Here is a 25,248-nt window from a genome sequence, read left to right on the forward strand (position 1 = left end):
GCCGGCCACCGCGTCGCCGGCCGCTCCTGCCCCGCCGGCGGTGGGGGCGCGTGACCTACCCCACCCGTTCCCGCCGCACGGATCACGCATCGGCTGCGCCGGCCGTGGCACTTGACCTGGCATGCACTGGTTTCACATGGCGGCTCGGGCCGTCCGGGGGCAACTGAAGGGCGGTGCGCTCGCGGCCCACCGCGCCTGGTCCGGGCCGGGGCGGGAGAGGGACCTGCTCGTCCAGGCCGTCAAGGCGGCACTCGCCGCCTTCCTCGCCTGGCTCGCCGCCGGCTGGTGGCTGCAGGCGCCGGTCGCCTTCGTCGCCCCCTGGGTCGCCATCGTCCTCGTCGAGTCGACCGTGTACCGCTCGATCGCGCACGGGCTGCAGCAACTCGCCGCCATCGCCACCGGCACGGTCGTCGCGACCGCCGTCGCCCTCGCCCTGAACAGCACCCTGCCGGCGATGGCCGTGGTGCTCCCCGCCACCGTCCTGCTCGGCAATTGGCGCCGCCTGGGCAGCCAGGGCATCTACGCGGCCACCGGCGCCCTCTTCGTCCTCACCGGCCCCTCGGTCGGCTTCGCGACCTCCGCCGCCCGGATCGGCGAGGCCGTCTTCGGCGCGCTCGTCGGCATCGCCGTCAACGCGCTGATCCGCCCGCCGACCTACCTGCGCAGCCCGCGTGCCGCGCTGCACGACGCCGCCGAGGAGGCGCGGTCGGTGATGGAGGACGTGGCGGACGGCCTCGACGGCGCCGACTGGGACGCGGCCCGGGCCGGCGAATGGCACGAACGCGCCCTGCACCTGAGCCGCCTGGTCGACCAGGCCCGTTCCGCCCTCGGGTGGAGCCGGGAGAGCCTGCGCGTCAACCCGCGCCGCCGTGCCCGCGCCGTCGCCGGGCCGGGCAGCGCCTACGACGACGCCGTGACCGTCTTCGACTACGTCGCCGTCCACACCGCCGGTGTCACCCGCACCGTCCTGGAGACCGCCGGGGAGGACCGCACCCTGTCCTGGCCCGGCGCCCCCCTGGCCCGCCCCTACGCCGCCTTCCTGCGCCAGACCGCCGAGGCCGTGCGCCTCTACAGCGAGGCCCGCTTCGGCGACGGCTCCGCCGAGGAGCTCGGGAAGGCCGTCCAAGGGCTGCGGGACACCCTCGGCGAACTGCGCCGCCGGCTCCCGGACGCCGCCACCGGGGACCCCGAGGACCTCGCGACCTACGGCACCCTGCTCACCCAGGCCCGCCGGCTCACCGACCAGCTCGTCCCCGTTGACCCGAGCGGGTGACCGGAATTTTGCGTTTCGTTGGGATTCGCTGGAACTGTGAGGGCCCCACTCGATCCACGGAGGGCCCATGCACCACGGCCGTCGGCTGCGCGACGCGATCGCCCACCCCGGTACGACCCCGCTCATCGGCGTCTACGACATGTACTCCGCCTCCCTGGCCGCCCGGCACTACGACGGCCTGTTCGTCTCCGGGTTCGGTTTCGCCGCCTCCCACTACGGGCTGCCCGACATCGGCTTCATCGCCTGGCCGGACATCGTGCAGTTCGCCGAACGGCTCCGCCTCGCGCTGCCCGCCCACCACCTCCTCGTCGACATCGACGACGGCTACGCCGACCCCGAGGTCGCCTGCCACGTCGTCCAGCGCCTGGAACGGGCCGGGGCCTCCGGCGTGATCCTGGAGGACCAGCAGCGGCCCCGCCGCTGCGGGCACGCGGACGGCAAGCGGATCCTGCCCCTGGAGGAGTACCTGGAGAAGCTGGGCATGGTCCTCGACAGCCGGGAGGAACTGGTGGTCGTCGCCCGCACCGACGCCGTCGAGGACGCCGAGCAGATCCGCCGGGCCACCGCCCTCGCCAAGAGCGGCGCCGACGTCGTCCTCGTCGACGGGGTCCGCAGCGTGGCCGCGATCCGCCGGATCCGGGAGGCGGTCGGCGACACCCCGCTGCTGTTCAACCAGATCGGCGTCGGCAAGTCCCCCCGCCTCTCGCTCACCGAACTGACGGAACTCTCCGTCGACGTGGCGATCTACAGCACCCCCTGCCTGTTCGCCGCCCACCGGGCCATCGACAGCGCCCTGGACGAGCTCAAGCGCGCCGACGGACGGCTCCCCGACACCGCCGGCCTCCCCGACGCGGTGGGCGTGGCCACCTCCACCCGGCTCCTGGAGACCAACATCAGCCGCCACCACGTACGGGGGGCCACCGGCTGACGGGCCGTCCCCGCGAGCCGTCCCCGCGAGCCGTCCCCGCGAGCCGGGCCCGGCGGGGCAGGCGGGCCCGGCGCGGACCTCACGCGCGGTGCCTGCCGCGGCGCGGCCCGGAACGGACGCCCTGGGTGAGGGCGAAGAGCAGGCCGAGGCTCTGCAGTACCGCGCAGACGGTGATCAGCGTGTCCATGGCCGCCGGGCCGGCGGCGGCCATGAGCAGGCCGGCGAGGGGATAGGGCAGGAGCAGGAGGAGCACGGACACCGACAGCGTGCTGCCGAACACCTCGACGGGGATGAGCCGGGAGCGCAGAGTGCGCAGGACGACGGCCAGCACGGTGTCGCCGGCCATGAAGACGGCGACCAGCAGGAGGTACGTCCGGTAGGAACCGGCGTAGGCGATGAGGAGGCACGGCACGCTCGTCACCACGGCGGCGAAGCGCCCCACCCGCTTCAGCCCCCACCGGTCGATCACGACGCGGCAGAGGACCACCGCCAGCAGCGAGGCGACGGCCGCGCAGGACCAGATCACGCCGACCGAGGCGCTGGACCGGCCGAGGTCCTGCACCACGATCACCGGGGTGGCCGCCTCCAGCAGGCCGAGGGCCAGGTTGGAGAACGCCAGCCCGGCCACCAGCCACATGAGCGCCGGGAGCGAGCGCAGGGTGGTCCAGCCGGCCCGCCATCCCGGTGCGGCGGGCGTGCTCGCCGGAGCCGGTGCCCGGCGCATGCGCGGGACGAGGACGCAGGCCAGTGCCGACAGGCCGCCGATCACCGCGAGCATGCCGCTGGAGCCCTTCCACTGGAGAAGGAAGCCGCCTGCCGCCGGACCGACCAGGGCGGCCGTCTGGTCGATGCCCAGGAGGACGGACTGCACGCGGTGTCCCATGTCGCCCGCGTCCCGGCTGACGACCGCGCCGACGCTCTCGGCCGCGATGAAGCTGAACTGGGTCAGGCAGCCCACGCCGGCCGCCAGGAACATCACGGGACCCAGGGCCGCGTCCTCGTCCATCATCGCCAGGGCCGGGGCCACGCCCGCGACGACCAGTGCCCGGCCCGCGGCGGCCAGCCGGAACACCCGCGCGGGCCCGTAACGGTCGACGGCCATCCCGGCCAGGCCGAACATGCACAGGCGGGGCGCCCATGCCAGCACGAAGGCGACCCCGGTCAGGGAGGCCGAGTTCGTCGTTCCCAGCACCAGCAGCGGGATGCCGTAGGTGGCCATGGACGAGGCGGTCGCGTCCGCGAGCCGGGGCAGGTAGACGCCCCGCATCCGGCCAGGGTTGACGGTTTTGGCATGCCGCGGCACATCGGGCCGGACTTTCGTGGCTATCAAGGCAACACTTCTCTGTGGACCGTGACGGCGGTCGGCGTACGACCTGGAAGGGAGAGGGGCGAAGTCGGTGAACGGGTTCTTCTTTGCGCTCCCCTTCCTGGGAGGTGGCGGCAGACCGCGTCCCGGACCTCGGTCGCAGGGGCGGCCCGCCGACGGCACGTCAGGGACGGACGGTCATGCGCACAACTGCCGCGGGCCAGAAGGACGTTTACCGCTCAACAACTGCACACTTTGATCAGCGTGATCAACTCGCCAAGTGTTACGCCGGGTAAGACGAGGTCGCGGACGCGTAACCGCGTCCACCCGCCCCGCGACCGGTCTCCCCGCGATGGCGGAAGCCCTGCCGGAACGCCCCCGCGGCCGTTACCTTGCCCGCATGACCGACACCTGGCGGGCCGGTGCGCCCGGCGTCCTGCGACTGCCCTCGGGCCGACTGGTACGGGGGCGCGGCCTGCGGCACCCGCTGCCGCCGGGCGTGAGACCCCAGTACGGCGTGTACCTGCTCGGCGGCCGGCCGCCGGAGACCGACTGGGAGTCCTGCTGGCTGCGCTGGCCGGACTTCCGGCTGCCCGCCGACCGGGCACGGGCGCGCGAGGTCCTCGCCGGCGCGTGGGAACGGGCCGGCACCGAACGCGTCGAGTTCGCCTGCGGCGGCGGGCGCGGCCGGACCGGGACGGCGCTGGCCTGCCTCGCGGTCCTCGACGGCGTACCGGCGGCCGAGGCGGTGGCCTTCGTGCGGCGCCACTACGACCGGCGGGCGGTGGAGACGCCCTGGCAGAAGCGGTACGTACGGGCCTTCGGCCGAGGGTGACAGGGCTGCGGACCGGGGGATCGGGAGCCCCGCGTCCGCGGCGTGGTCCGGCCGGGAGGCCCTCAGGCCCGGTCGATGTGCACGTTCGTCGACTTCACCCGGGCCGTGGCCTCCACGCCCACCTCCAGACCCAGCTCCTCCACCGCCTCGCGGGTCAGCAGGGACACCAGGCGGTGCGGGCCCGCCTGGATCTCCACCTGCGCCGCCACGTCGCCGAGCTTGACCGCCGTCACGATGCCGGGGAACGCGTTGCGGGCCGAGGTGTACGAGGGGAGGTCCTCGGCCCCGTCCGATTCGCCGCCGCGCGCCAGCTCCACGGAGAAGGCGGCCAGATCACGGCCCTGGATGAGACGGCGTCCGCCCTCGTCGCGGTGGGTGGCCACACGGCCCGCGTCGGCCCAGCGGCGCGCGGTGTCCGGGCTGACGCCCAGGAGACGGGCGGCCTGGCCGATCGTGTAGGACTGCATGGCCGTCAAGATAGCCCGCGGGGCCCCGCCACGAGGACGGTGACCGGGTCGACCGGCCGGGCAGGCCGGAGGTCGAGACGTGGACAGGGGGCGTTGCGGGCCGCTCGTGGAGGCCCGCAGCGCCCCCTGGCTCGATGTGCGACGGGGACCGCGGGACCGATCCCTGTCTGCCCGGGCGAGCGGCACGGGTGCCACGCTAGGACGCACCCCGGACCCCGCCCAAGGAGGGAAGCCCCTACAACCCCGCACGCAGGGAAAACCCTCGATGACCCGAGGGCCGGAAAATCACTCCGCGCGCCGTGCGGCCGCCAGCCGGACGATGTCCACCCGGGAGCGGATCCCCAGCTTGCGGTACACCCGCGTCAGCGTCGCCTCGACGGTCTTGACGCTGATGAACAGCCGCGCGGCTATCTCCCGGTTGGTCGCCCCCTCCATCACCAACGCCGCCACCTGCCGCTCCGTCGCGGCGAGCCCGCCCAGGGCCTCCGCCCCCGGCGACACCCCCGCCCGTACCGCCGTCGGGGTGCCCGGCTCGGCCACCGGCTGCGCCTCGGCCTGCCGCAGCCACGGCACCGCACGGCACCGCCGGAACAACCGTGCCGCCTCCTCGTAGGACGCGGCACCCGGCCGCCGCCCCCGCAGCCCCGCCAGCGCGTACACCGCCCGCGCCTCCTCCAGCCCGTACCCGAGCCGGCCCAGCCGGTCCCGCGCCGACGAGAGCTGCCGCACCGCGCCGTCCACGTCCCCGCGCGCCGCCCGCGCCAGCGCCTCCGCCCGGTCCAGCACCGCCAGCACGCTCTCCCGCCCGAGCGCGGACGCCCGGACCCGCGTGACGTCCACCAGACGCTGGGCCTCCGCGGGCTCGCCGACCCGCACCAGGGCCTCGGCGAGATCACCGTGCCAGCGCCCGCGCGCCGGGTCCGTCACACCGAGCTGCTCCTCCAGGTCCCGCACCCGCCGCAGCGACCGCACCGCCCCCGCCGCGTCCCCGGCCACGAGCTGGGCGTGCCCCAGCGCGCCGAGAGCCCGGGACAGATACACCTGGTCGCCGTGGTCCTCGGCCCGTGAGACCGCCTCCCGGGCCAGCGCCCCGGCCCGCTCCACGTCCCCGCCCGCGGCCTCCGCGAGCGAGGTGAACATCGCCGCCGCGGCCTGGCCGATCCCGGTGTCCCGGGCCAGCCGCAGGCTCTCCCTGGCGAGGTCGAGGGCGCGGGCGCAATGCCCGGCGCGCAGCTCCGTCTCGGCGAGCCCGCGCAGGAAGTGCACCTCGCTCTCGACCATCCCGCGCCGGCGCACCTCACGCAGCAGCGCGCTGATCGTGGTGCGGGCCTCGGCGAGCCGGTCGCTCATGATCAGCCAGCGGAAGCGGGCGGCCCCGACGCCGTTGTGGTCGCAGGCCACCCGCGGGTCCTGCGGCTCCCGCATCGCCCGCTTGATGGTGGCCGGGGCGTCCGGGTGACCCATCAGCGTCTCCGCCTGGGCCTGGAAGGCGAGCGCCATCAGCTCGGTGCGCCGGTCGCCGGCCCGCTCGGCCAGCGAGGCCGCCCGGGCCGCCTCCTGCCGGGCCTCGGCGAAGTCGCCCTCGTAGATCGTGGCCCGCCAGGCGAGCTGGTAGTGCACCAGCGCCAGCAGCCTCGGGTCCTCACCGGCGTCGGCGAGGGCCTGCGGATAGGCCGCGTCGACCTCCCCGAGGGCGTGCCCGGCCGACTCGATCACCACGATCCAGGCCCGCACCCGCTCGGCGGGCGCGGAGGCGTCGGCCAGGACCTGGCGGGCCAGGTCGCGGGCGAGGTCCGTCTCGCCGGCGATCAGCGCGTCCTCGGCCGCCTGCAGCCGCCACACCGACGGGCCCGGCTCGGCGTCCGGCGGGGTGTGCCGGGCGGCCAGCAGGCCGAGGCCGGCCGCCACCGAGGGCGCCCCGCGCTCCCGGGCCGCCGCGGCGGCCTCGCCGAGTCGCTCGGCGACCCGCGGATCGGTGCCCTCGGTGGCCAGCGCGAGGTGCCGGGCCCGTTCGATCGGATCGGAGGCGGCCGTGGACAGCGCCGCGTGCGCGGAGCGCCGCTCCTCCGGGTCGGCCTCCGCGTACAGCGCGGCGGAGATCAGCGGGTGCGCGAACCGCACGCCGGGGGAGTCGCGGTCGGTCACCAGCAGCCCCAGCGCGGCCGCCCGGGCGATCTCGGCCTCGGCGTTCTCCCGCCCGGCCGCGTGCAGCAGGGCGGTGGTCGGGCGGGCGCCGGCGCTGGCCACCAGCAGGGTGCGGCGGGCCTCGGCGGACAGCGCCTCCAGCCGGTTGAGGACGAGGGCACGCAAGGACGTCGGCACCGGCAGCGGTTCCCCGGGGCCGGGCGGGACCGGGTTCTCGGCGAGGGCGCGGCCCAGCTCCAGGGCGAACAGCGGGTTGCCTCCGCTGGTGCGGTGGATGTCCCGCACCGTGGAGCGGGGCAGCGCGCCGAAGCCGCGGCGGGCGAGGAGTTCGGCGGTCTGCGCGCGGGACAGCGGGCCGACGCGGACGGCGAGGGTGTCCGGGGGCGTGGCGCGCAGGAAACGGTCGTGCTCGGGGCCGCGTGGGTCGCTCCCGGTGCGGGCCGCGCACAGCATCCGGATCGGCATGTCGCCCAGGCGCCGGGCGGCGAAGCCGAGGAGTTCGGTGCTCGCGGGGTCCAGCCACTGCAGATCGTCGGCGACGATCAGGACGGGGCCGCGGGCGGCGAGCGCGCGCAGCGTGGACAGCACGGCGAGGCGCAGCGCGAGGCCGTCGCGCTCCAGGGTGGACTCGCCGCGGCCGGTCAGCGCGGACTCCAGCGCGGTGCGCTGGGCGGCGGGCAGACGGTCGGCCACGTCGGCCGCGACCAGGCCGAGGAGGTCCGCGAGGGCGAGGAAGGGCAGATGCGACTCCGACTCGGTGGCGGAGCAGCGCAGCACGGTGTGCGCGGTGGCCGCGTGCTCGGCGGCGAGGGCGCGCAGGACGGCGGACTTGCCGATGCCGGCGGGGCCGTGCACGAGGACGCTGCCGCCGCGGTCGAGCTGGTCGCGGGCGCCGGCGAGGAGGTCCTCGCGGCCGACGAGGGGGGTGGGGCGGGCTCTGCCGGGTTTCTCGGACTCGCGTCCCACGGTCTCCGCCTCCTCCTGCTGTCGGGCCGGGGCCAATCTTAGGTGCGGCGCGAGGGTGCCCGGACGGGAGTTGCACGCCCCCGCCGCCCCTGCCCGTCCCGTCCTCGAAGGGGCTCCGCCCCTTCCACCCCACGAGGGCGCGGGAGTTGGGCCGAACGAGAGGAACACCCCCCGAGACCCGGAACGTAGCGTGATTTTCACAACCGCGGCACACACCCGGCCCACCCAGCCCCCACCTCACCCAGGAGCGCGCACCTGAAGGGCGCGCATCTGAGGGGCGCGCATCTGAGGGGCGCGGGGAACTGCGCGCCCAGTCCTCACGCACCCGCAGCCGCCCCCGCACAGGCACCCCCGCCCCCTCAAGGCACCCCGCATCTCACACCCCCGGGTGCCTGCGCCCCCCTGAGGGGCGCGGGGAACTGCGCGCCCAGCCCTCACGCACCCGCAGCCGCCCCCGCACAGGCACCCCCGCCCCCTCAAGGCACCCCGCACCTCACACCCCCGGGTGCCTGCGCCCCCCTGAGGGGCGCGGGGAACTGCGCGCCCAGTCCTCACGCACCCGCAGCCGCCCCCGCACAGGCACCCCCGCCCCCTCAAGGCACCCCGCACCTCACACCCCCGGGTGCCTGCGCCCCCCTGAGGGGCGCGGGGAACTGCGCGCCCAGCCCTCACGCACCCGCAGCCGCCCCCGCACAGGCACCCTCACCCCCGCAAGGCGCACGGCCCCGAGGCACCCCGGGCGCGGCCGTTCTTCCGCATCCCCGGAGGGTCACGGCAACGCGCCCGCCTGGCGCGCGGCCACCACCGCCTCGCCCCGCGTCCTCGCCCCCAGCTTCCGCATCGCGGACCTCAGGTAGGCCTTGACCGTCTCGGGCCGGACGCCCAGCCGTTCGGCCACCCCCGCGTTGGTCGCCCCGACCGCCACCCACGCCAGCACGTCGACCTCCCGGGGCGACAGCCCCACGTCCGCCCCGCCGGTGTCGGTCCCGGCGAGCCGCCCGCACACCGTCAGCAGCTCCGCCCGCAGCGCCGGGTCGGCGATCCGCGGCGCCAGCGCCCGCAGCGCCCCGTGCGCCTCCCGCACCCGCTCCCAGTCACCGGCGCCGGAGCCGGTACCCGTGCCCGGCCCCCCGCCCTCCGCGGCACCCCTCGTCGCCGCCAGCAGCTCCGCCACCTCGTCCCGCACGACGAGCGCCTGCTCCACGTCCCGGGCCGCCGCCACCGCCATCGTCAGCGTGCGCTCGCCCAGCGGCTGGGCCGAGCGCAGCGCCCCGTACAGCACCCCGCGCACCCGCCGCCGTACGACCACCGGCACCGCGAGCACGGACCGCAGCCCCTCCCGCGCCACGGCCGCGTCGTACTCGTGGGTGATGTGCCGGGCCGCCGCGTACTCGGTCACCGCGCACGGCCGGGACAGTGCCACGACCTTGCCGCCGAGCCCGTTGCCGGACACCACCGCCAGCGAGCGGAGCGCGGCCGTCGCGGTCCCGCTCAGTTCGCTGATGCGGATCTGGGGGCGCCCGGGCTCCACGAGCCCCCCGAACGCCACCGGCAGCCCCGTGGCCCGCCGCAGCCGCGCCAGCGCCCCGCGCATCTCCGCCGCATCGGCCGCCCGGCCCGCGTCAGCCGTCATCCCGTCCGCCCTTCGCCCCGCCCGTCGGCACGGGCCCGTCACCCCACCCCCGTTCGGGGGTGGTGAGACCCGCATCACGGATTAGACGATGGAGGACGGCTGTCCGGCAATGAGTCCGGCACTGAGGAGGACACATGACGGCGACTGCGGGTACGGGCGCGACCGACGAGTTCAGGGCCGCGCGGGACTTCCTGCTCACCCACCGCGAGGACTGGGCCGCGGCCCACGAGGGCTTCCGCTGGCCCCGCCCGGCGCGCTTCAACTGGGCGCTCGACTGGTTCGACGTCATCGCCCGCGGCAACGACCGCACCGCCCTGCACATCGTGGAGGAGGACGGCACGACCGTACGGCTGTCCTTCGCCGAGCTGTCGGAGCGCTCGGACCGGGTCGCGAACTGGCTGCGCGGACGCGGGGTGCGCGCCGAGGACCGGGTGCTGGTCATGCTGGGAAACCAGGCGGAGCTGTGGGAGACCATGCTCGCCGCGATGAAGCTGCGCGCCGTCGTCATCCCCGCGACCCCGCTGCTCGGTCCGGCCGATCTGCGGGACCGGGTCGAGCGCGGCCGCGTCCGGCACGTCGTCGTACGGGCGTCGGACGCCGAGAAGTTCGCCGAGGTGCCCGGCCGCTACACGCGTGTCGCGGTGGGCGGCGCCGCCGAGGGCTGGCAGCGGTACGAGGACGCCTACGAGGCGCCGGCCGCGTTCGTCCCGGACGGGCCCACCCATTCGGACGACCCGCTGATGCTGTACTTCACCTCCGGCACCACCGCCCACCCCAAACTGGTCGAGCACACCCACACCTCGTACCCGGTCGGCCACCTCGCGACGATGTACTGGATCGGGCTGAAGCCCGGCGACGTGCACCTGAACATCTCCTCACCCGGCTGGGCCAAGCACGCCTGGTCCAACCTGTTCGCGCCGTGGAACGCGGAGGCGACCGTCTTCCTGTTCAACTACACCCGCTTCGACGCGGCCCGGCTGATGGCCGAGATGGACAAGGCCCGGGTCACCACCTTCTGCGCCCCGCCCACCGTGTGGCGCATGCTCATCCAGGCCGACCTGAGCCAGTTGCGGACCCGCCCCCGCGAGGCCGTCGCCGCCGGTGAGCCGCTCAACCCCGAGGTGATCGAGCAGGTGCGGCGGGCCTGGGGCGTCACCATCCGGGACGGCTTCGGGCAGACGGAGACGGCCGTGCAGGTCTCCAACAGCCCCGGCCAGCCCCTCAAGGCGGGGTCGATGGGCCGCCCGAGCCCCGGCTACCGCATCGAACTGCTCGACCCGGTCTCCGGCGCCCCGGGCGCGGACGAGGGCGAGATCGCCATCGACATGTCCGACCACCCCGTCGGCCTGATGACCGGCTACCACGGCGACGCCGACCGCACCGCCGAGGCCATGGCCGGCGGCTACTACCGCACGGGCGACATCGGCGCCCGCGACGAGGACGGGTACCTCACCTACATCGGGCGCCGGGACGACGTCTTCAAGGCGAGCGACTACAAGATCAGCCCCTTCGAGCTGGAGAGCGCCCTGCTGGAGCACGAGGCGGTCGCGGAGGCGGCCGTCGTGCCGGCCCCCGACGAGGTGCGGCTCGCGGTGCCGAAGGCGTATGTCGTCCTCGCCGAGGGCTGGCAGCCGGGACCCGACACCGCGAAGGTGCTCTTCGAGCACTCCCGGGAGGCCCTCGCCCCCTACAAGCGCATCCGGCGACTGGAGTTCGGCGCGCTGCCCAAGACCGTGTCCGGCAAGATCCGCCGCATCGAGCTGCGCGAGGCCACGGCCGCCGGCTCGACGGACGAGTACCGCGAGGAGGACTTCCGATGACGGCACCGGAAGCGGACGCGCTGCCCGCCTCGTACGCCCACGGCACCAGCACGACACCGCTGCTCGGCGACACCATCGGCGCCGACCTCGACCGCGCGATCGCCGCGTACCCCGGCCGCGAGGCCCTCGTGGACGTCCCCTCCGGACGCCGCTGGACGTACGCCGAGTTCGGCGCGGCCGTGGACGAGGTGGCGCGCGGCCTGCTCGCCAAGGGCGTCACCACCGGCGACCGCGTCGGCATCTGGGCGGTCAACTGCCCCGAGTGGGTGCTCACCCAGTACGCCACCGCCCGCATCGGCGCCGTCATGGTGAACATCAACCCCGCCTACCGGGCGCACGAGCTGGAGTTCGTGCTCCGGCAGGCCGGGGTCACCCTGCTGATCGCCTCCCTCGCACACAAGGGCAGCGACTACCGCGCCCTGGTCGAGGAGGTGCGCGGCCGCTGCCCGGACCTGCGCGAGACGGTGTACATCGGAGATCCCTCCTGGGACGCCCTGACGGCCGGTGCCGTCTCCGTTCCCCAGGACCGTCCGGCGGTGATCGGCGCGGGGCTGAGCTGCGACGATCCGATCAACATCCAGTACACCTCGGGCACCACCGGCTTCCCCAAGGGCGCCACCCTCTCCCACCACAACATCCTCAACAACGGCTTCTGGGTGGGCCGTACGGTCGGCTACACCGAGCAGGACCGGGTCTGCCTGCCCGTCCCCTTCTACCACTGCTTCGGCATGGTAATGGGCAACCTGGGAGCCACCTCGCACGGCGCCTGCATCGTCATCCCGGCCCCCTCCTTCGAACCGGCAGCGACCCTGCGGGCAGTCCAGAGCGAGCGCTGCACCTCGCTGTACGGCGTCCCGACGATGTTCATCGCGGAGCTGAACCTCCCCGACTTCGCCTCCTACGACCTCTCCTCCCTGCGCACCGGCATCATGGCGGGCTCGCCCTGCCCGGTCGAGGTGATGAAGCGGGTCGTCACCGAGATGCACATGGCGGAGGTGTCCATCTGCTACGGCATGACGGAGACCTCGCCCGTGTCGCTGCAGACCCGCCGGGACGACGACCTGGAGCACCGCACCGGCACCGTCGGCCGCGTCCTGCCGCACATCGAGGTCAAGGTCGTCGACCCGGTGACCGGGGTGACACAGCCGCGCGGCACCTCCGGCGAACTGTGCACCCGCGGTTACAGCGTGATGCTCGGCTACTGGGAGGAGCCCGCGAAGACCGCCGAGGTCGTCGACGCCGGGCGCTGGATGCACACCGGGGACCTCGCCGTGATGCGCGAGGACGGCTACGTCGAGATCGTCGGCCGCATCAAGGACATGATCATCCGCGGCGGCGAGAACGTCTACCCGCGCGAGATCGAGGAGTTCCTCTACGCCCACCCGAAGATCGCCGACGTGCAGGTGGTGGGCGTGCCGCACGAGCGGTACGGCGAGGAGGTGCTCGCGTGCGTCATCCCGCGCGAGGCCGGCGACCCGCCCACCCTCCAGGAGGTCCGCGCCTTCTGCGAGGGCCGCCTCGCCCACTACAAGGTGCCCACCCGGCTGAGCGTCCTCGACTCCTTCCCGATGACCGTCTCGGGGAAGGTCCGCAAGGTGGAACTGCGGGAGCGGTACGCGGAGCCGGCGGGCGGGCGGGACTGAACGCGGCACGCCGCGGGGGCGGCCCCCACGACCTGGGCCGCCCCCGCGCCGCACCGCTCACCGCGTTCCCGCGCGGCGACCGGTGGTGCTCCGTGACGCGGACCCGAACACCCCTGCCGGTTCCGCGTGACGTCCACGAGCCCCGCCGCCCCCGTGCCGGCGGGCCCCGTGTGAGAGGGAATGTGCCCGTGCCGGGGGGCGGTTGAAGCGCCGGAGGCCGGGTTCAGAGGTTCATTTGAGGGTTGCGTAGGGCGCGTACGCCACGGGCGGTACGCCGTCCGCCGCGCCGTCCCGGTCGGACCGCGGCGCCGTGCCGGTCGGGTCCGGTGCCGCCGTTCCGGGCCGGGCTCCGTGCCGGTCGGGTCCGGTGCCGCCGTGCCGGTCAGGCCGTGGCGCGCAGCCGCTCGCGGACCTCCCGCGCGATCCGGTGGACGTCCCCGGCCGGGCGGGTGGCCAGGCGGCCCGGGGCGCGGGTCCAGCGCTCCTCCAGGGCGTACCAGTCGACCGCCGCCGGTGCCCGGCCCTCGGTCAGGGCCGCGCGCAGCTCCGTGAAGTACGTCGACCAGCGCAGCCGGTACAGGCCGCCGACCAGCCCCGCCCACTCGCGGTTCGCGTAGTCCCGCAGACCCGCCTCCGCGCCCTGACGGGTGCCCCACACCGTCAGCAGGGACAGCGCGTCGTACTGCAGCCGGTCCCGCTCGGCCTCGTCCGCGCCCCAGGCCCGCGCCTGGGCCGTCCAACGTCCCAGCAGGTGCCGTGCGTCGGTGCCCACCAGCCGCTCCAGCAGGTCCATCAGGGACAGCCAGTCACCGCTCGCCGCGTCGAAGGCCTTCACGTCCCGGGCCGCGCAGGCCCGTGCGATCCGGGGCAGCAGGGCGCGGCTCCGGTTGGACAGGCACTGGCGGGCCACGTCGAGCAGGTCCCGCCGGTAGGCCGAGGACTCGCGCAGTCCCGGCCGCACCTTCAGCAGTTCGTCCAGCGCCCGCTCGAACTCGTGCGCGTCGTAGCGCAGTTCCTTCGGCGACCAGGAGGCCGCCCGCCGGGCGGTCAGCGAGGGCCGGGCACCGAACAGGCCGTCGGCGCCCTCGCTCCAGGAGTCGGCGCGCGTGGTGCCGTAGGCGGTGCGGCGCAGCACGTCCCAGGCGGCCTCGGCGTGCGCGTCGTACGCCCCGTACCGGGACCGCGCCCACCGTGCGAACCACGCCTTCAGGTCCAGTTCGCCCTCGTGCCAGGGCAGTTCGGAGAACAGGGCGAAGGCCGCCGGGTTGTTGTCGGCGGCCTCCGGGAGCAGCGCGATGCCGCGCAGGGCGCTGCCCTCCTTGGTGCGCCAGGCCTCGTACAGGCGGGCCCAGTCGGGGGTGTTGGCGCCGAGTGTCGTGTGGCCGCCGAAGTTCCAGATCGAGCCGAAGGCGTAGGGGACCCCGCCCCAGTCGGCCTCGCGGTCGGTGACGGTGGGGAAGCGGTCGGACAGCCCGTCCACGACCAGCAGCCGCTCCCTGCCCGCCGCGCCGTCCGGGCCGCCGGAGGCGACGGCGTCGAGGATCGCCCGCGGCGGATTGTGCCGCCAGCCCAGCAGCACCCAGACGGCGTCCGGACGGGCCCTGCGCAGCGCCCGTTCGACGCCCTTGGCGGCCTCGCCGACGGGCACGTCACCGGCGGTGCCGCCCTCGTGCAGCAGGTCCATCTTGTAGTGGGTGGACGCACCGAACAGCTCGCCCTGGACGCGGTAGAAGGCCGCCGCGACCCGGGCGAAGAGGTCGGTGCGCGGGTCGAGCCAGTCGGGCCGGTCGAACCCCATCCAGGTGCCCTGCGGCACCGTGCGCGCCCCCCGGTTGCGCGCGGCGAAGCCGGGCGGCACCGTGCCGAAGTAGCCGGGCAGCACCGGCACCATGCCCAGCTCGCGCAGCCGGTCCGCGAGGCGCCGGCCGAGCGCGGCACGGGCGTCGAGGAGCTGGGCGGAGACGGGCTCGCGGAAGGCGGCCGACGTGGGGAAGGACGCCATGTTCTGCAGCAGCCACCACGGCTGGTGGGCCGGGCCCGGGAGCCACGCCCGCAGCTCCTCCTCGCCGTACCCGAACTCCTGGAACACCCGGTGGTACAGCGCGTCCGCGCCCACCGTGACCAGGACCTGGTTGTAACCGTGCAGCGCGAGCACGTCGAGCTCGCGCTCCCAGTACGACCAGTCGTGGTACGGCCCGGTGTAGCCCTCGTTGGTGTCGTTGAGCGCGAAACGGTGGGGCACGCCGGCACGCCGGGTGACGGCCGTCCCGCCGGGCATTCCGGGCAGGATGCGGGGCAGGTCGAGCTGTTCCCCGGCCCAGTTGACGTCGGCGTCGGCGACGTGGCGCAAGTACCAGTTGAGTCCGGTGAGCTGGGTGCCGGGCGTGCCCCCGGCGATCCGGAGCCGGCCGGCCTCGCCGGAGACGGTGAAGGTGTCGCGCCCGCCCTCGGTGCGGAAGGAGAACTGGTGCCAGTGCCGGGGCAGCAGCCGGCGCGCGGCGGCGGCCGCGGCCCGGGCGCCCGTGTCCCCGCCGCTGGCGCCGAGCGCCGGTCCGCCCTCCGCGAGGGTGGCCGCACCGGCGACGGCGGCGCCCGCGGAACCGGCGGCGAGGGCGGACAGCAGGGAACGGCGCGCCAGCGGCATGGTGTCTCCGTCGCTCACGGGGGGCGGGGTGGTGCGGTGTGGGAGCGGTGCCGGCCGTGGCCGCTCCGCGCCCGGAACGTCGTGGCAGACATACCCGCCACGGCGTGCACCGAGCGGCACATCCCCCACCTGGGCGAGAAGCCGTGGTGAACGCCTCGTGCGCCGGTGCGGGTGCGGGTGCGGGCCAGGAGCGGCCTGTGATCGGACACGGGGGCCGCATGCGGCGGGGAGAAGCGTGGCGGGGGCTCGGACCCCCTGCGGCTCGCGGCCGACCTGGAGCGGCCGGGAGCGGCGCGGCCCCGGTCCGTCGCCGCCCGACCCAGGCCGGAGTCGACGACACGCCGGACGGCCTCGTACCCGGCTATGCGCTGTCCCCCCGGCCTGGGCCCCCTGGGCGCTCCGCACCACGGTCCCCCGGCGGCCGGCCGCCGCGGCCCTGGTCCACCGCCTGACGGGCGCCCTGCTGTGCGCCCCTCATCCTTCGTCCGCGGCTACTTCCGCCGCGGTGACGCCAGGACGTAGCGCCGGCCCGTGCGGGCCTCGGTGTGTTCGCTCACCTGCCATCCCGCGCGTTCCAGGGTGGCCGCGCAGGCGCGCAGCGCGCCGGGGTCGTGCACGGCGACGGCCTCGGGCTGGGGCGTGGCCCGGACCCGGTAGCCGGGGGCCGCTGGGCCGGGGCCGGCGGGGGTGTGGCCGTCGGCCTCCAGGGCGAGCGCGGCCGCCCGCACCAGGTGGGTGCGTTCCCAGGCGCAGGGCCGGGCGGTGTCCGCGTCCGGGTTGGTCATGCGCCGCAGTTCCAGCAGTCCCTGCCAGGCGCTGTGCACCTCCCGGGTGCGGCGGGCCGGTGCGGCGGGGGCCTCCTCGCCGCCGACCCGCGCGGTGAACACCCCGGTCCCGGTGGCGGCCGAGGTCCCCCCGTCGGTACCGTCGGCACTCTCCGCCGGGCCCGCCTCCTTGCCCTCCGCCCCCTCCGCGCGCTCGCGCTCCCGTTCCTCGCGCAGGCGGTGGCCCGCGGGGGTGAGGAAGTGGTCGCGCGGCGGGCGCGGGTGCCGGAAGGCCAGGCCGCGTTTGATCAGGGCCTCGTGCTGGGCCGCCGTCCCCCGCAGCCGCCCCGTCACCGGATCGGCCGCCTCGATCACCCGCCACTGCGCGGCGGTGGGCGGACGCGTCACGTCACCCACACTCCCTTCCCCGGGTACGGGCCCCGGGGCACTCGGCACCCCGAGGCACCGAACACCCCGCACCCCCGAACACCCCGGAGACTACGAGGAGGGTCTGACATTCCAGCCGGCCACCACGTGCCGCCGGTGTTCCGTGCTCAGCCGGCTGAACGTGCCCGTGCCGAGCTGGAACAGGGCGCCGTCCCGGGCGGGCAGGCCGAGGCGGCGGGCGGTGAGCACGCGCAGGAAGTGACCGTGGGAGAAGACGACCACGCTGCCCTCGGAATCGGCGAGCGCCGCGTCGATCTTCGCGAGCATGCGCTCCGCCCGATCGCCGACCTCCTCCGGGCTCTCCCCGGGGTGCTCGGGCGGGCCGGCGGCGACGCCGTCCGTGAAGAGGAACCAGTCCGGGCGGGTGCGGTGGATCTCGTGGGTCGTCACGCCCTCGTAGCCGCCGTAGTCCCACTCCCTGAGTTCCTCCTCGACCTGCGCGTCCGGCACGCCGGCCAGCAGCGCGGTCTCCCGGGCCCGCTGCAGGGGGCTGACGAACGCCTTCGCGATCCGGTGCGAGGCGACCAGCGGCGCCAGCCGCCTGGCCTGCTCGCGGCCGGTGTCGGTCAGCGGGATGTCGCTGGAGCCGGTGTGCTTGCCCGAGCGCGACCACTCGGTCTCGCCGTGCCGTACCAGCAGCAGGTCACCCATGTGCGATCCCTCCACCGCGCCTCTTGATCGACTCCCAGGCTACGCCCGCCCGGGGGCCGTCCGCCGGGTGGGCGGGTGCCGGTCCGGGGGCGGCGCTACTGCCGGTACCCGCTCAGGAAGCGTCCGATCCTGCTGATCGCCGCGTCCAGGTCGTCGGCGTAGGGGAGGGTGAGGATGCGGAAGTGGTCGGGGCGGGGCCAGTTGAAGCCGGTGCCCTGCACCACCTGGATCTTCTCCCGGAGCAGGAGGTCGAGGACGAACCTCTCGTCGTCGTGGATCTTGTGCACGGCCGGGTCCAGACGGGGGAACGCGTAGAGCGCGCCCTTCGGCTTGACGCAGGAGACGCCCGGGATCTCGTTGAGTTTCTCCCAGGCCCGGTCGCGCTGTTCGCGCAGCCTGCCGCCGGGGGCGGTCAGTTCGTGGATGGACTGCCGGCCGCCGAGCGCGGCCTGGATGGCGAACTGGGCGGGCGCGTTGGCGCACAGCCGCATGGAGGCCAGCATCGTCAGGCCCTCCAGGTAGTCGCGCGCGTGTTGGCGGGGGCCGGTCACCACCATCCAGCCCGAGCGGAACCCCGCCACCCGGTAGGTCTTGGACAGGCCGCAGAAGGTCAGGACGACCAGGTCGGGGGCGAGGGCTGCGGCCGAGTGGTGCACCGCGTCGTCGTAGAGGATCTGGTCGTAGATCTCGTCCGCGAACACCATCAGGCCGTGCCGGCGGGCGAGGTCCAGGACGCCCTCGACGATCTCCTTGGGGTAGACCGCGCCCGTGGGGTTGTTCGGGTTGATGAGGACGAGGGCCTTCGTGCGGTCGGTGATCTTGGAGGCCATGTCGGCGAGGTCGGGGTTCCAGTCGGACTGCTCGTCGCACAGGTAGTGCACCGCGGTGCCGCCCGCGAGTGTGGTGACGGCGGTCCACAGCGGGAAGTCCGGGGCCGGGATGAGGATCTCGTCGCCGTCCTCGATCAGCGCCTGCACGGCCATCGACACGAGTTCGGAGACGCCGTTGCCGAGGAACACGTCGTCGACGCCGACCTCGAGGCCGAGGGCCTGGTAGCGCTGGGCGACCGCGCGCCGGGCGGAGAGGACACCGCGCGAATCGGTGTAGCCGTGCGCCTGCGGCAGCATGCGGATCATGTCCTGGAGGATCTCCTCCGGCGCCTCGAAGCCGAACGCGGCCGGGTTGCCGGTGTTCAGGCGCAGCACGCTGTGGCCGGCCGCCTCCAGGGCGTCCGCGTGCTCGATGACCGGGCCGCGGATCTCGTAACAGACCTCGCTCAGCTTGCTCGACTGCCGGAACTCCATGCGTGTGCCGCCCCTCCGGAATGTGGTGTTGCTTGGTTTTACCAAGTTGCCGCTTGGAAAGTCCAACGTCTTGTCTAGACTGCGTCGCATGTCACCTCGCCGAAGCTACGACCAGTACTGTTCCGCGGCCCGCGCGCTGGACGCCGTGGGCGACCGCTGGACCCTGCTGATCGTCCGTGAACTGCTGGCCGGACCGCGCCGCTACACCGACCTGCACGCGGACCTGCCGGGCGTCAGCACGGACGTACTCGCCTCCCGGCTGAAGGACATGGAGCGCGACGGGCTGACGACACGGCGCAGGCTGCCGCCGCCCGGTGCGGCCTACGTGTACGAACTGACCGCGCGGGGACGGGAACTGCTGCCGGTGCTGCAGGCGCTGGGGGAGTGGGGCGGCGCCCTGCTCGGCGAGCGCCGGCCCACGGACGCGGTGCGCGCCCACTGGTTCGCCCTGCCCCTGCTGCGGGTGCTGGAGGGGGCGGACCCGGGGGAGGCGCTCGTCGAGGTGCGCCTGGAGGAGGGGCGGTTCCACCTGCGCCTCGGCGCCGCGCCGGCCGACGGGGCGGTGTACGGCGAGGGCGCGGGGCCCGGCGGACCGGACGCGGTGCTCACGCTGGACGCCTCGACGGCGACGGGGCTGGCGAGAGGCGCGCTCGCGCTGCGCGCGGCCGTGGCGTCGGGGGCCCTCGTGGTGGAGGGGGACACCCCGGTGGCGAAGACGCTGCGGGGCGCGTAGGGGAAGCGGCTCACACAGAGCCCGGAGAGGCCCGCCGGGCGGTGCCGCGGCGGGCCTCCTGACGTGCGGTCAGCCGCGCGGTGGTATGCCGCGCGGGCGGCCGCCGCCCCGGGTGAGGGCGTAGCCGCCGATACCCGCCAGGGCGGCGAGGACACCGCCGACCGCCGTCCAGATCCAGCGGTCGGTCCACCAGCCCGAGGACCAGCCGTCGTTCGGGTCGAAGGAGGACAGCACCGCGGAGTCCTTCTCCTCCTCGGCCTCCGACGTCACGGCGATGCCCGGGATCAGCGGCTTGCCCAGGGAGCCGTCCACCGCCGCCGAACCGCCGATGTCCTTGGAGTCGGCCTCCACCTCCGCGCTGGCCGGCAGACCGAGGTCGGCCGAGCCGACCGAGACCGCCGTCAGCCGCACGTAGTAGGTGCCGGGCAGCGGGTCGTCGGCCCACGGCTCCGCCCAGCCCCGCACCGTCCGCAGCACGCACGTGAGGTCGGCCGAGGACGCCTCCGGGGCGATCGTGCGCGTCTGGGCGCCGTACTGGCACGCCTGACGGCGCCGCAGCCCGTCGTACACGTCCACGCGCCACGTCTGCGCGGTCCCGCGCTTCGCCGACTCCGGCAGCTTCACGGTCGCCTTCACCGTGGGCCGCTGCCCGAGGTCCGCCGGGAACGACCAGTACAGGTAGTCACCCGTGGAGCCGCTCGCCGTGGCCTTCTCGCCCTGCTCGATCTCCGTCGCCGTACGGAAGGACGTGCCCGCCGTCGTCGGCGCCCCGTCCTTCTCCGAGGAACTGGAGGAACTCGCGTCCGGGGACGGCGAGTCGGCGGCCGCCGGGGCCACCGCGGCCCCCAGCAACAGCCCGGCCGCCGCCAGCAGGCGTACGGCTCCGACACCTCTCACCACTCGTACCCCTCGCATCAGTTGGACCTCCAGACGGCGACCCGCCAGCGCGACACCCAGCCCCACAGCAGACCCGCCAGGAAGCCGACGAGCACCAACGCGCCCAGCAGCCACCAGCCGCGCCCGAGACCGAAGGCGGCCACGTCGCCCGCCCCGTCCGCCCCGTCGACCACGTCGACCGTCAGCTCCAGCGGCAGACCGGGGGTGGTCTTCACGCCGGAGGCCGGGGAGAAGGAGTTGGCGACCTCCAGGCACACCGTCTCCGGGGTCTCCTCATCGTCCTCGGACTCCGCCTTCGGGTAGCGCAGTCCGGTGGACAGCACGTCCGTGCGGCCGGTGCCGGTGGCCTCGCCGCGCACGATCTCGCGCCCGTGCGTGGTCAGCGCGCGCAGGCTCACGCCGTAGTCGGGGCCGACGGCCCGGTCGGCGGACACGCTCACCGAGGCGCGCAGTTCCTTGCCGGGCGGCACGTCCACCTTGTAGTAGCGGTGCTTGGCGAACTCCTCGCGGTCGGTGAACAGCCCCGACTTGAGCGCCGGCGCACTGGAGCACACCGAGGCGCCCTCCACCGCGACCGGGGTCACGACCGGGTCGGCGGCGCGGTCCACCAACTGGTTGACCTTGTCGGTGAGCTGGTCGCGGTGCTCCACCGAGGTGTACGTGCCGCCGGTCGCCTCCGCGATGCAGCTGAGCTGACGGTTCAGCTTGACGTCGGGGACCAGGCCCAGGGTGTCGATGGTCAGCCCGATGCCCTTGGCCGCGATCTCGCGGGCCACCTCGCAGGGGTCGAGCGGGGCGCAGGTGTCCTCGCCGTCGCTGATGAGGACGATCCGCTTCGAGCCGTTGCCGCCGTCCAGGTCGTCGGCGGCCTTGAGCAGCGCGGGGCCGATCGGGGTCCAGCCGGTCGGACTGAGCGTGGCGACCGCCGTCTTGGCCTCGGTGCGGTCCAGCGGGCCGACCGGGTAGAGCTGCGCGGTGTCCTTGCAGCCCTCCTTGCGGTTGTCGCCCGGGTAGTCGGCGCCCAGGGTGCGGATGCCGAGCCGGACCTCCTCCGGGGTCGCGTCCAGGACCTCGTTGAACGCCTGCTTGGCGGCGGCCATCCGGGAGCCGCCGTCGATGTCCTTCGCGCGCATGGAGCCGCTGACGTCGAGGACGAGGTCCACCTTGGGCGCGTCCTGGTCCGCCGTCTCGTCGGCTGCGGCGCCGGACGGGACGGCGAGACCCGTCGCCAGGGCGGCGAGCAGGGCACAGACGCCCGCCGCCAGCCGTTGTCTTGTGATCATCGGCGGATCCTATTGATCACGGGGGTCCACCTTCAAAACGGCCCGTTCGCCGCACCCGCCCGTACAGGGGGTTGGGCAGCGCGGCCCAGAGGTCGCCGCTCCGGTCCGGAGTGAGCCGCATGAGCGTCAACGCCTTGACGGGCAGGGTCTCTTGGGACAGCACCTCCAGGTCCGCGGTGCGTTCCAGATCCGGTACGGCGGCGGCCAGCGCCTCGCCCAGCGCCGGGCCCGAACCGATCGTCGCCGCGAGCGCCCCGGCCAGGAGCGAGCCGAACAGCTTACGGCGCAAAGCCGTCGGATCGTCCGTCACCAGACGTCCCGTCAATTTCCCTGGGAACAACCCGCTCTGGGCGAGGCGGCGCGGGCTGACCCGGATGTCGGCGAGGTCGCGGTAGACGAGGCGCAACGGGGCGCCGGTGACCGCGTCGAGGACGAGCAGCAGATTCTGGCCGTGCGCCTCCAGCGCCACCCCCAGTTCCAGCAGCCGCAGCCCCACGGTGAGCGTCAGCCGGGCGAAGGTGGCCGCCCAGCCGGGAGAGCGGGGCAACCCGGTCGCGGGCAGCGCCGCCACCGGCACGACCCGCTCGCCCGGCCCCGCGTACCGCTCCGGCGGCTCCCGCAGCACCGCCGCCAGAGCGGGCGAGCCGGTGGTGACGGCTCCCAGCGTGCGGGTGACGTGCAGCAGCCCGTCCGTGCGGTCGGCCACCTCCGCGACCAGCGTCGACACCGTCGCCGCCGTCCGCACCGAGTACGGGGAGATGTCCCGCACGGAGGACGTCAGCCGCGCGCTCAGGCTCGTCTTCACGTGCGGGCCCCCGTCGGGGAGGGCGAGCGTGCGCAGGGACATCAGCGGACGGGCCGACGGCCCCTCGGTGACCGGAAGTCCGGGATCCAGCACGTGCGCCCGCTGCCACGGGTGGACGGGGATCAGCACCCGCCCGCCGTCCCGCAGCCACGCCGGCCACTCCCCGGTGACCTCGCAGTCCGCCACCGCCGCGAGCCCCAGCCGCACCACCGGCCGGTGCTCGGGCCCGTAGGCGAGCTGCTCGGCCACCGAGAAACCGGGCCGGGAACGGCAGCCCGGGTGGAAGGGATGCCCGTCGACGACCCGCTGCTCCCAGGCCCAGACGGGGACCGGGGGCGTACCGGCGCCGATGCCGCCCGGCGCGGGGGAGCCGCTGCCGTCCTGATCGGCACGGGACAGCGCCAACGAGGCCGTTCCCGCGTCGAGTTCGGCCGCGAAACCGGCACCGTGCGGCACACCGAGCGCGGCCATCAGGGCCGCCGGGCGGTCGTGGGCCGTGCCGTCGAGCCGCACCTCCGTGACCCGGCCGTCGCTCGCGTAGGGGTCGCTGGGCGGCCCGTGCAGCCGCCGCCCGTCGGCCAGCCGCAGCACCAGTGCGTCCTCCGCCCGCTCGCGCCCCACGATCCACGGCAACGGCTCGTGCGCCAGCGCCCGCCACAGCCGGGTCAGCACGGCCGCCCGGGCCCCGGGCAGCGCCCGCGCGTACGGGAGCGCCAGCGCGGGCCGCAGGGCCTCCAGCGCGGCGACCGGCTCGGCTTCGGCATCGCTCAGGGGACGGGACACGGCGGGGGCTCCTCGGGGACGGCGACGGGGACGGACACGTACAGGGCGACAGACAGGGCCACGTACAGGGCCTCGTACAGGGCGACAGACAGGGCCACGTACAGGGCCTCGTACAGGGCGAGGGGTACGGGTACGGGCACGGGCGCTCCGACGAGGACGGTGGCGGAACGGTCTCCCGGGACGCGGCCGCGCGCGCCGGTATTCGTCCCGTTCGCGGCTTCGCCGGGCGCGCCGGGGGGAGACATACTGATCACCAGTGCACCGTACGGAACGAAGGGATCCCGTGGACCCCCAGCTCCCGATGCCGCCCGTGCCCCCGGAGCCGTCGGTCGGCGCGCCCCTCGCGTCCCTCGCGACCTCCCCGCCCCCCGGCGACGAACTCGGCGCCGCCGCCGACGCCTACGCGGCCGCACCGCTGCTCAACTGCCTGTTGCGGGAAGCCGCCGAGCCCACGGACGAGCCCGGCGTCCACCGGCTGCTCGCCAGCGGCCGGCTGCTGCGGGTGCGCGGTGCCCGCCGCCCCCGCGAGCCCGCACTGCGCACCGCCGGGGTCTGGCGCCCGCTCACCCACACCGAACTGGTCAAACTCGTCACCGAGGAACTGCGCCGCCTCACCGGCAGGACCAACTCCGAGCTGCCCGGCGAGATGCTCGACAGCCGGGCCGCCGTCGCCGCACTGCTCACCGCCCGGGCCGCCGCCACCCCGCCCGAGGACCTCTACCAGCGCTCCGAGCAGTCCCTGCTCACCGGCCACCCCCACCACCCCGCCCCCAAGGCGCGCGGCGGCGGCCCGGCCGCCGCATGGCTGCCCTACGCGCCCGAGGCGTACACCCGCTTCCCGCTCGTCCTGCTCGGCGTGCGCGAGGACGCGGTGGCCGAGGAGGGCGACACCCGCGCCCTCGACGCCCTGGGCACGGCCCCGCCCGGCTACCGGCTGCTCCCGGCGCACCCCTGGCAGCTCGGCCTGGTCGGCCCGGAGCTGGCGGCCGCCTTCGCCGACGGCCGGCTCGTCCGGCTCGGCCGCACCGACGGCGAGGTGTGGCCGACGGCCGCCGTGCGCACGCTCTACGCCCCCGGCCCCGACCTCTTCCTCAAGTTCAGCCTGGACGTGCGCATCACCAATGACATCCGCCGGCTGTGGCGGCACGACCTGCGCCGGCTGAGCCGTACGGACACGGCCGTGACGGCGGCCTTCGCCGCACTGCCCGGCCCGGCGGCCTGGCTCGGCGACCGCGGCTACCGCACGGCGGACTTCGCCTTCGAGGAGCTGGCGGTCCTGGTGCGCGAGGGGCTGCGCGGCCACCTGCTGCCGGGCGCGACGCCGCTGCTGGCCGCCGCGCTGGTCGAGGGCTTCGAGGGCAGCCCGCTGGACCGGCCGGCCGACCCGGCGCACTGGTGGGAGGCGTATCTGCGGCAGGTCGTGCCACCGGTGCTGGAGGCGTTCGACCGGCACGGGGTGGTGCTGGAGGCGCATCTGCAGAACGCGCTGCTCGCGGTCGACGGGGCCGGAACGCCGGTGCAGGCGCTGTTCCGTGACGCGGAGGGCGTGAAACTGCTCGCGGAGGTGGGGCGGCCCGCCGGGTGGGAGCGGCTGGTGTACTGCCTGGTCGTCAACCACCTCGGCGAGGTCGCGGAGTCGCTGGGGGAGCGGTTCCCGGGGTTCGACCCGTGGCCGCCGGTCCGCCGGGCCCTGCGGCGGCACGCGGTGGCGGAGACGGAGGCGCTGCTCGACGCGCCCGCCCTGCCGGGCAAGACCAACCTGCTGCTGCGGTGGACGGGGGCGGACGGGGCGGCGGCGCGGTACGCCCCCGTCCCCAATCCGCTGCGCGTGCGGTGAGGGGCCGGTACGGCCCGAGCGGTGGCGGGGCCGGCACGACCCGCGTGGCGGGGCCGGCACGGCCCGAGCGGTGACGGGGCCGGA

General features: G+C 75.2%; 19 protein-coding genes. 7 read left to right on the forward strand and 12 right to left on the reverse strand.

Annotated elements, in window-relative coordinates; genetic code table 11:
* The first annotated feature begins 136 nt into the window (after positions 1-136).
* Both OHB09_RS26565 and OHB09_RS26570 read left to right on the forward strand, forming a co-directional pair.
* Positions 137-1,273 carry an FUSC family protein gene (locus OHB09_RS26565; RefSeq protein ID WP_328922647.1) on the forward strand — a complete coding sequence of 379 codons (1,137 nt, stop codon included), beginning with the start codon at positions 137-139 and terminating at the stop codon, positions 1,271-1,273.
* A 67-nt stretch (positions 1,274-1,340) separates the two neighbouring features.
* A complete protein-coding gene (locus OHB09_RS26570) occupies positions 1,341-2,201 on the forward strand; it encodes an isocitrate lyase/PEP mutase family protein (RefSeq protein WP_328728170.1) in 861 nt (286 codons plus the stop codon).
* Between the two features lie 79 nt (positions 2,202-2,280).
* On the opposite strand, the gene OHB09_RS26575 is transcribed toward OHB09_RS26570, so the two are convergent.
* Positions 2,281-3,468 carry an MFS transporter gene (locus tag OHB09_RS26575; RefSeq protein ID WP_328922648.1) on the reverse strand — a complete coding sequence of 396 codons (1,188 nt, stop codon included), beginning with the start codon at positions 3,466-3,468 and terminating at the stop codon, positions 2,281-2,283.
* A 439-nt stretch (positions 3,469-3,907) separates the two neighbouring features.
* On the opposite strand from OHB09_RS26575, the gene OHB09_RS26580 reads away from it, so the two are divergent.
* Entirely contained in the window at positions 3,908-4,342 is a 435-nt protein-coding gene (locus tag OHB09_RS26580; protein WP_006143285.1) for a protein-tyrosine phosphatase family protein, read from the forward strand.
* A 62-nt stretch (positions 4,343-4,404) separates the two neighbouring features.
* Here OHB09_RS26580 and OHB09_RS26585 read toward each other — a convergent pair whose 3' ends face one another.
* The 3 genes from OHB09_RS26585 to OHB09_RS26595 form a co-directional block, all read right to left on the reverse strand.
* On the reverse strand, positions 4,405-4,809 hold the full coding sequence (locus OHB09_RS26585) for a TOBE domain-containing protein (protein ID WP_006143284.1): 405 nt from the start codon (positions 4,807-4,809) through the stop codon (positions 4,405-4,407).
* Positions 4,810-5,094: 285 nt separating this feature from the next.
* Positions 5,095-7,920, reverse strand: coding sequence for a helix-turn-helix transcriptional regulator (locus tag OHB09_RS26590; RefSeq protein WP_093600365.1), 2,826 nt, complete (start codon positions 7,918-7,920; stop codon positions 5,095-5,097).
* 769 nt (positions 7,921-8,689) lie between these two features.
* On the reverse strand, positions 8,690-9,553 hold the full coding sequence (locus tag OHB09_RS26595; RefSeq protein WP_006143282.1) for a helix-turn-helix transcriptional regulator: 864 nt from the start codon (positions 9,551-9,553) through the stop codon (positions 8,690-8,692).
* 134 nt (positions 9,554-9,687) lie between these two features.
* Between OHB09_RS26595 and OHB09_RS26600 the strand changes: the two genes are divergently transcribed.
* The gene (locus tag OHB09_RS26600; RefSeq protein ID WP_006143281.1) at positions 9,688-11,373 is read left to right on the forward strand and encodes an AMP-binding protein; all 1,686 of its coding nucleotides are present in this window, start codon (positions 9,688-9,690) and stop codon (positions 11,371-11,373) included.
* Positions 11,370-13,016 carry an AMP-binding protein gene (locus OHB09_RS26605; RefSeq protein WP_191851925.1) on the forward strand — a complete coding sequence of 549 codons (1,647 nt, stop codon included), beginning with the start codon at positions 11,370-11,372 and terminating at the stop codon, positions 13,014-13,016. The genes OHB09_RS26600 and OHB09_RS26605 overlap by 4 nt, the downstream gene beginning before the upstream one ends.
* A 382-nt stretch (positions 13,017-13,398) precedes the next feature.
* On the opposite strand, the gene OHB09_RS26610 is transcribed toward OHB09_RS26605, so the two are convergent.
* From OHB09_RS26610 to OHB09_RS26625, 4 genes are all read right to left on the reverse strand, one after another.
* Positions 13,399-15,660 carry an alpha-N-acetylglucosaminidase gene (locus OHB09_RS26610; RefSeq protein WP_328923064.1) on the reverse strand — a complete coding sequence of 754 codons (2,262 nt, stop codon included), beginning with the start codon at positions 15,658-15,660 and terminating at the stop codon, positions 13,399-13,401.
* A gap of 491 nt (positions 15,661-16,151) precedes the next feature.
* Entirely contained in the window at positions 16,152-16,832 is a 681-nt protein-coding gene (locus OHB09_RS26615; RefSeq protein ID WP_328922649.1) for a hypothetical protein, read from the reverse strand.
* 90 nt (positions 16,833-16,922) lie between these two features.
* Entirely contained in the window at positions 16,923-17,522 is a 600-nt protein-coding gene (locus OHB09_RS26620) for a histidine phosphatase family protein (RefSeq protein ID WP_006143275.1), read from the reverse strand.
* 95 nt (positions 17,523-17,617) lie between these two features.
* Complete coding sequence (locus tag OHB09_RS26625; protein ID WP_006143274.1) at positions 17,618-18,826, reverse strand: pyridoxal phosphate-dependent aminotransferase; 1,209 nt, start codon at positions 18,824-18,826, stop codon at positions 17,618-17,620.
* 88 nt (positions 18,827-18,914) lie between these two features.
* On the opposite strand from OHB09_RS26625, the gene OHB09_RS26630 reads away from it, so the two are divergent.
* On the forward strand, positions 18,915-19,559 hold the full coding sequence (locus OHB09_RS26630) for a winged helix-turn-helix transcriptional regulator (RefSeq protein ID WP_328922650.1): 645 nt from the start codon (positions 18,915-18,917) through the stop codon (positions 19,557-19,559).
* A 69-nt stretch (positions 19,560-19,628) separates the two neighbouring features.
* On the opposite strand, the gene OHB09_RS26635 is transcribed toward OHB09_RS26630, so the two are convergent.
* Genes OHB09_RS26635 through OHB09_RS26650 form a run of 4 tightly spaced genes read right to left on the reverse strand, consistent with a single transcriptional unit; the run spans position 19,629 to position 23,581 of the window.
* Positions 19,629-20,474 carry a hypothetical protein gene (locus tag OHB09_RS26635; RefSeq protein ID WP_328922651.1) on the reverse strand — a complete coding sequence of 282 codons (846 nt, stop codon included), beginning with the start codon at positions 20,472-20,474 and terminating at the stop codon, positions 19,629-19,631.
* Positions 20,474-21,739 (reverse strand): VWA domain-containing protein, encoded by a 1,266-nt coding sequence (locus OHB09_RS26640; RefSeq protein WP_167793865.1) that lies wholly within the window; start codon positions 21,737-21,739, stop codon positions 20,474-20,476. Before OHB09_RS26640 ends, OHB09_RS26635 begins: the two co-directional genes overlap by 1 nt.
* A gap of 16 nt (positions 21,740-21,755) precedes the next feature.
* A complete protein-coding gene (locus tag OHB09_RS26645) occupies positions 21,756-23,327 on the reverse strand; it encodes an IucA/IucC family siderophore biosynthesis protein (RefSeq protein WP_328922652.1) in 1,572 nt (523 codons plus the stop codon).
* Positions 23,312-23,581, reverse strand: coding sequence for a hypothetical protein (locus OHB09_RS26650; protein ID WP_328922653.1), 270 nt, complete (start codon positions 23,579-23,581; stop codon positions 23,312-23,314). The genes OHB09_RS26645 and OHB09_RS26650 overlap by 16 nt, the downstream gene beginning before the upstream one ends.
* A 47-nt stretch (positions 23,582-23,628) precedes the next feature.
* Here OHB09_RS26650 and OHB09_RS26655 point away from each other — a divergent pair, with 47 nt between their 5' ends.
* Positions 23,629-25,164, forward strand: a complete 1,536-nt coding sequence (locus OHB09_RS26655; protein ID WP_050811330.1) for an IucA/IucC family protein — start codon at positions 23,629-23,631, stop codon at positions 25,162-25,164.
* The last annotated feature ends 84 nt before the right edge of the window (positions 25,165-25,248 follow it).

It is taken from the genome of Streptomyces griseoaurantiacus (assembly GCF_036189845.1).
Taxonomy (GTDB): Bacteria; Actinomycetota; Actinomycetes; order Streptomycetales; family Streptomycetaceae; genus Streptomyces; species Streptomyces griseoaurantiacus.

Bases quoted from the DNA above. Each gene is read 5' to 3' on its own strand.
- OHB09_RS26565 (WP_328922647.1), top strand. From the start codon at position 137: ATGGCGGCTCGGGCCGTCCGGGGGCAACTGAAGGGCGGTGCGCTCGCG.
- OHB09_RS26570 (WP_328728170.1), top strand. From the start codon at position 1,341: ATGCACCACGGCCGTCGGCTGCGCGACGCGATCGCCCACCCCGGTACG.
- OHB09_RS26575 (WP_328922648.1), bottom strand. From the start codon at position 3,468: ATGCGGGGCGTCTACCTGCCCCGGCTCGCGGACGCGACCGCCTCGTCC.
- OHB09_RS26580 (WP_006143285.1), top strand. From the start codon at position 3,908: ATGACCGACACCTGGCGGGCCGGTGCGCCCGGCGTCCTGCGACTGCCC.
- OHB09_RS26585 (WP_006143284.1), bottom strand. From the start codon at position 4,809: ATGCAGTCCTACACGATCGGCCAGGCCGCCCGTCTCCTGGGCGTCAGC.
- OHB09_RS26595 (WP_006143282.1), bottom strand. From the start codon at position 9,553: ATGACGGCTGACGCGGGCCGGGCGGCCGATGCGGCGGAGATGCGCGGG.
- OHB09_RS26600 (WP_006143281.1), top strand. From the start codon at position 9,688: ATGACGGCGACTGCGGGTACGGGCGCGACCGACGAGTTCAGGGCCGCG.
- OHB09_RS26605 (WP_191851925.1), top strand. From the start codon at position 11,370: ATGACGGCACCGGAAGCGGACGCGCTGCCCGCCTCGTACGCCCACGGC.
- OHB09_RS26610 (WP_328923064.1), bottom strand. From the start codon at position 15,660: ATGCCGCTGGCGCGCCGTTCCCTGCTGTCCGCCCTCGCCGCCGGTTCC.
- OHB09_RS26620 (WP_006143275.1), bottom strand. From the start codon at position 17,522: ATGGGTGACCTGCTGCTGGTACGGCACGGCGAGACCGAGTGGTCGCGC.
- OHB09_RS26625 (WP_006143274.1), bottom strand. From the start codon at position 18,826: ATGGAGTTCCGGCAGTCGAGCAAGCTGAGCGAGGTCTGTTACGAGATC.
- OHB09_RS26630 (WP_328922650.1), top strand. From the start codon at position 18,915: ATGTCACCTCGCCGAAGCTACGACCAGTACTGTTCCGCGGCCCGCGCG.
- OHB09_RS26635 (WP_328922651.1), bottom strand. From the start codon at position 20,474: ATGCGAGGGGTACGAGTGGTGAGAGGTGTCGGAGCCGTACGCCTGCTG.
- OHB09_RS26640 (WP_167793865.1), bottom strand. From the start codon at position 21,739: ATGATCACAAGACAACGGCTGGCGGCGGGCGTCTGTGCCCTGCTCGCC.
- OHB09_RS26655 (WP_050811330.1), top strand. From the start codon at position 23,629: ATGCCGCCCGTGCCCCCGGAGCCGTCGGTCGGCGCGCCCCTCGCGTCC.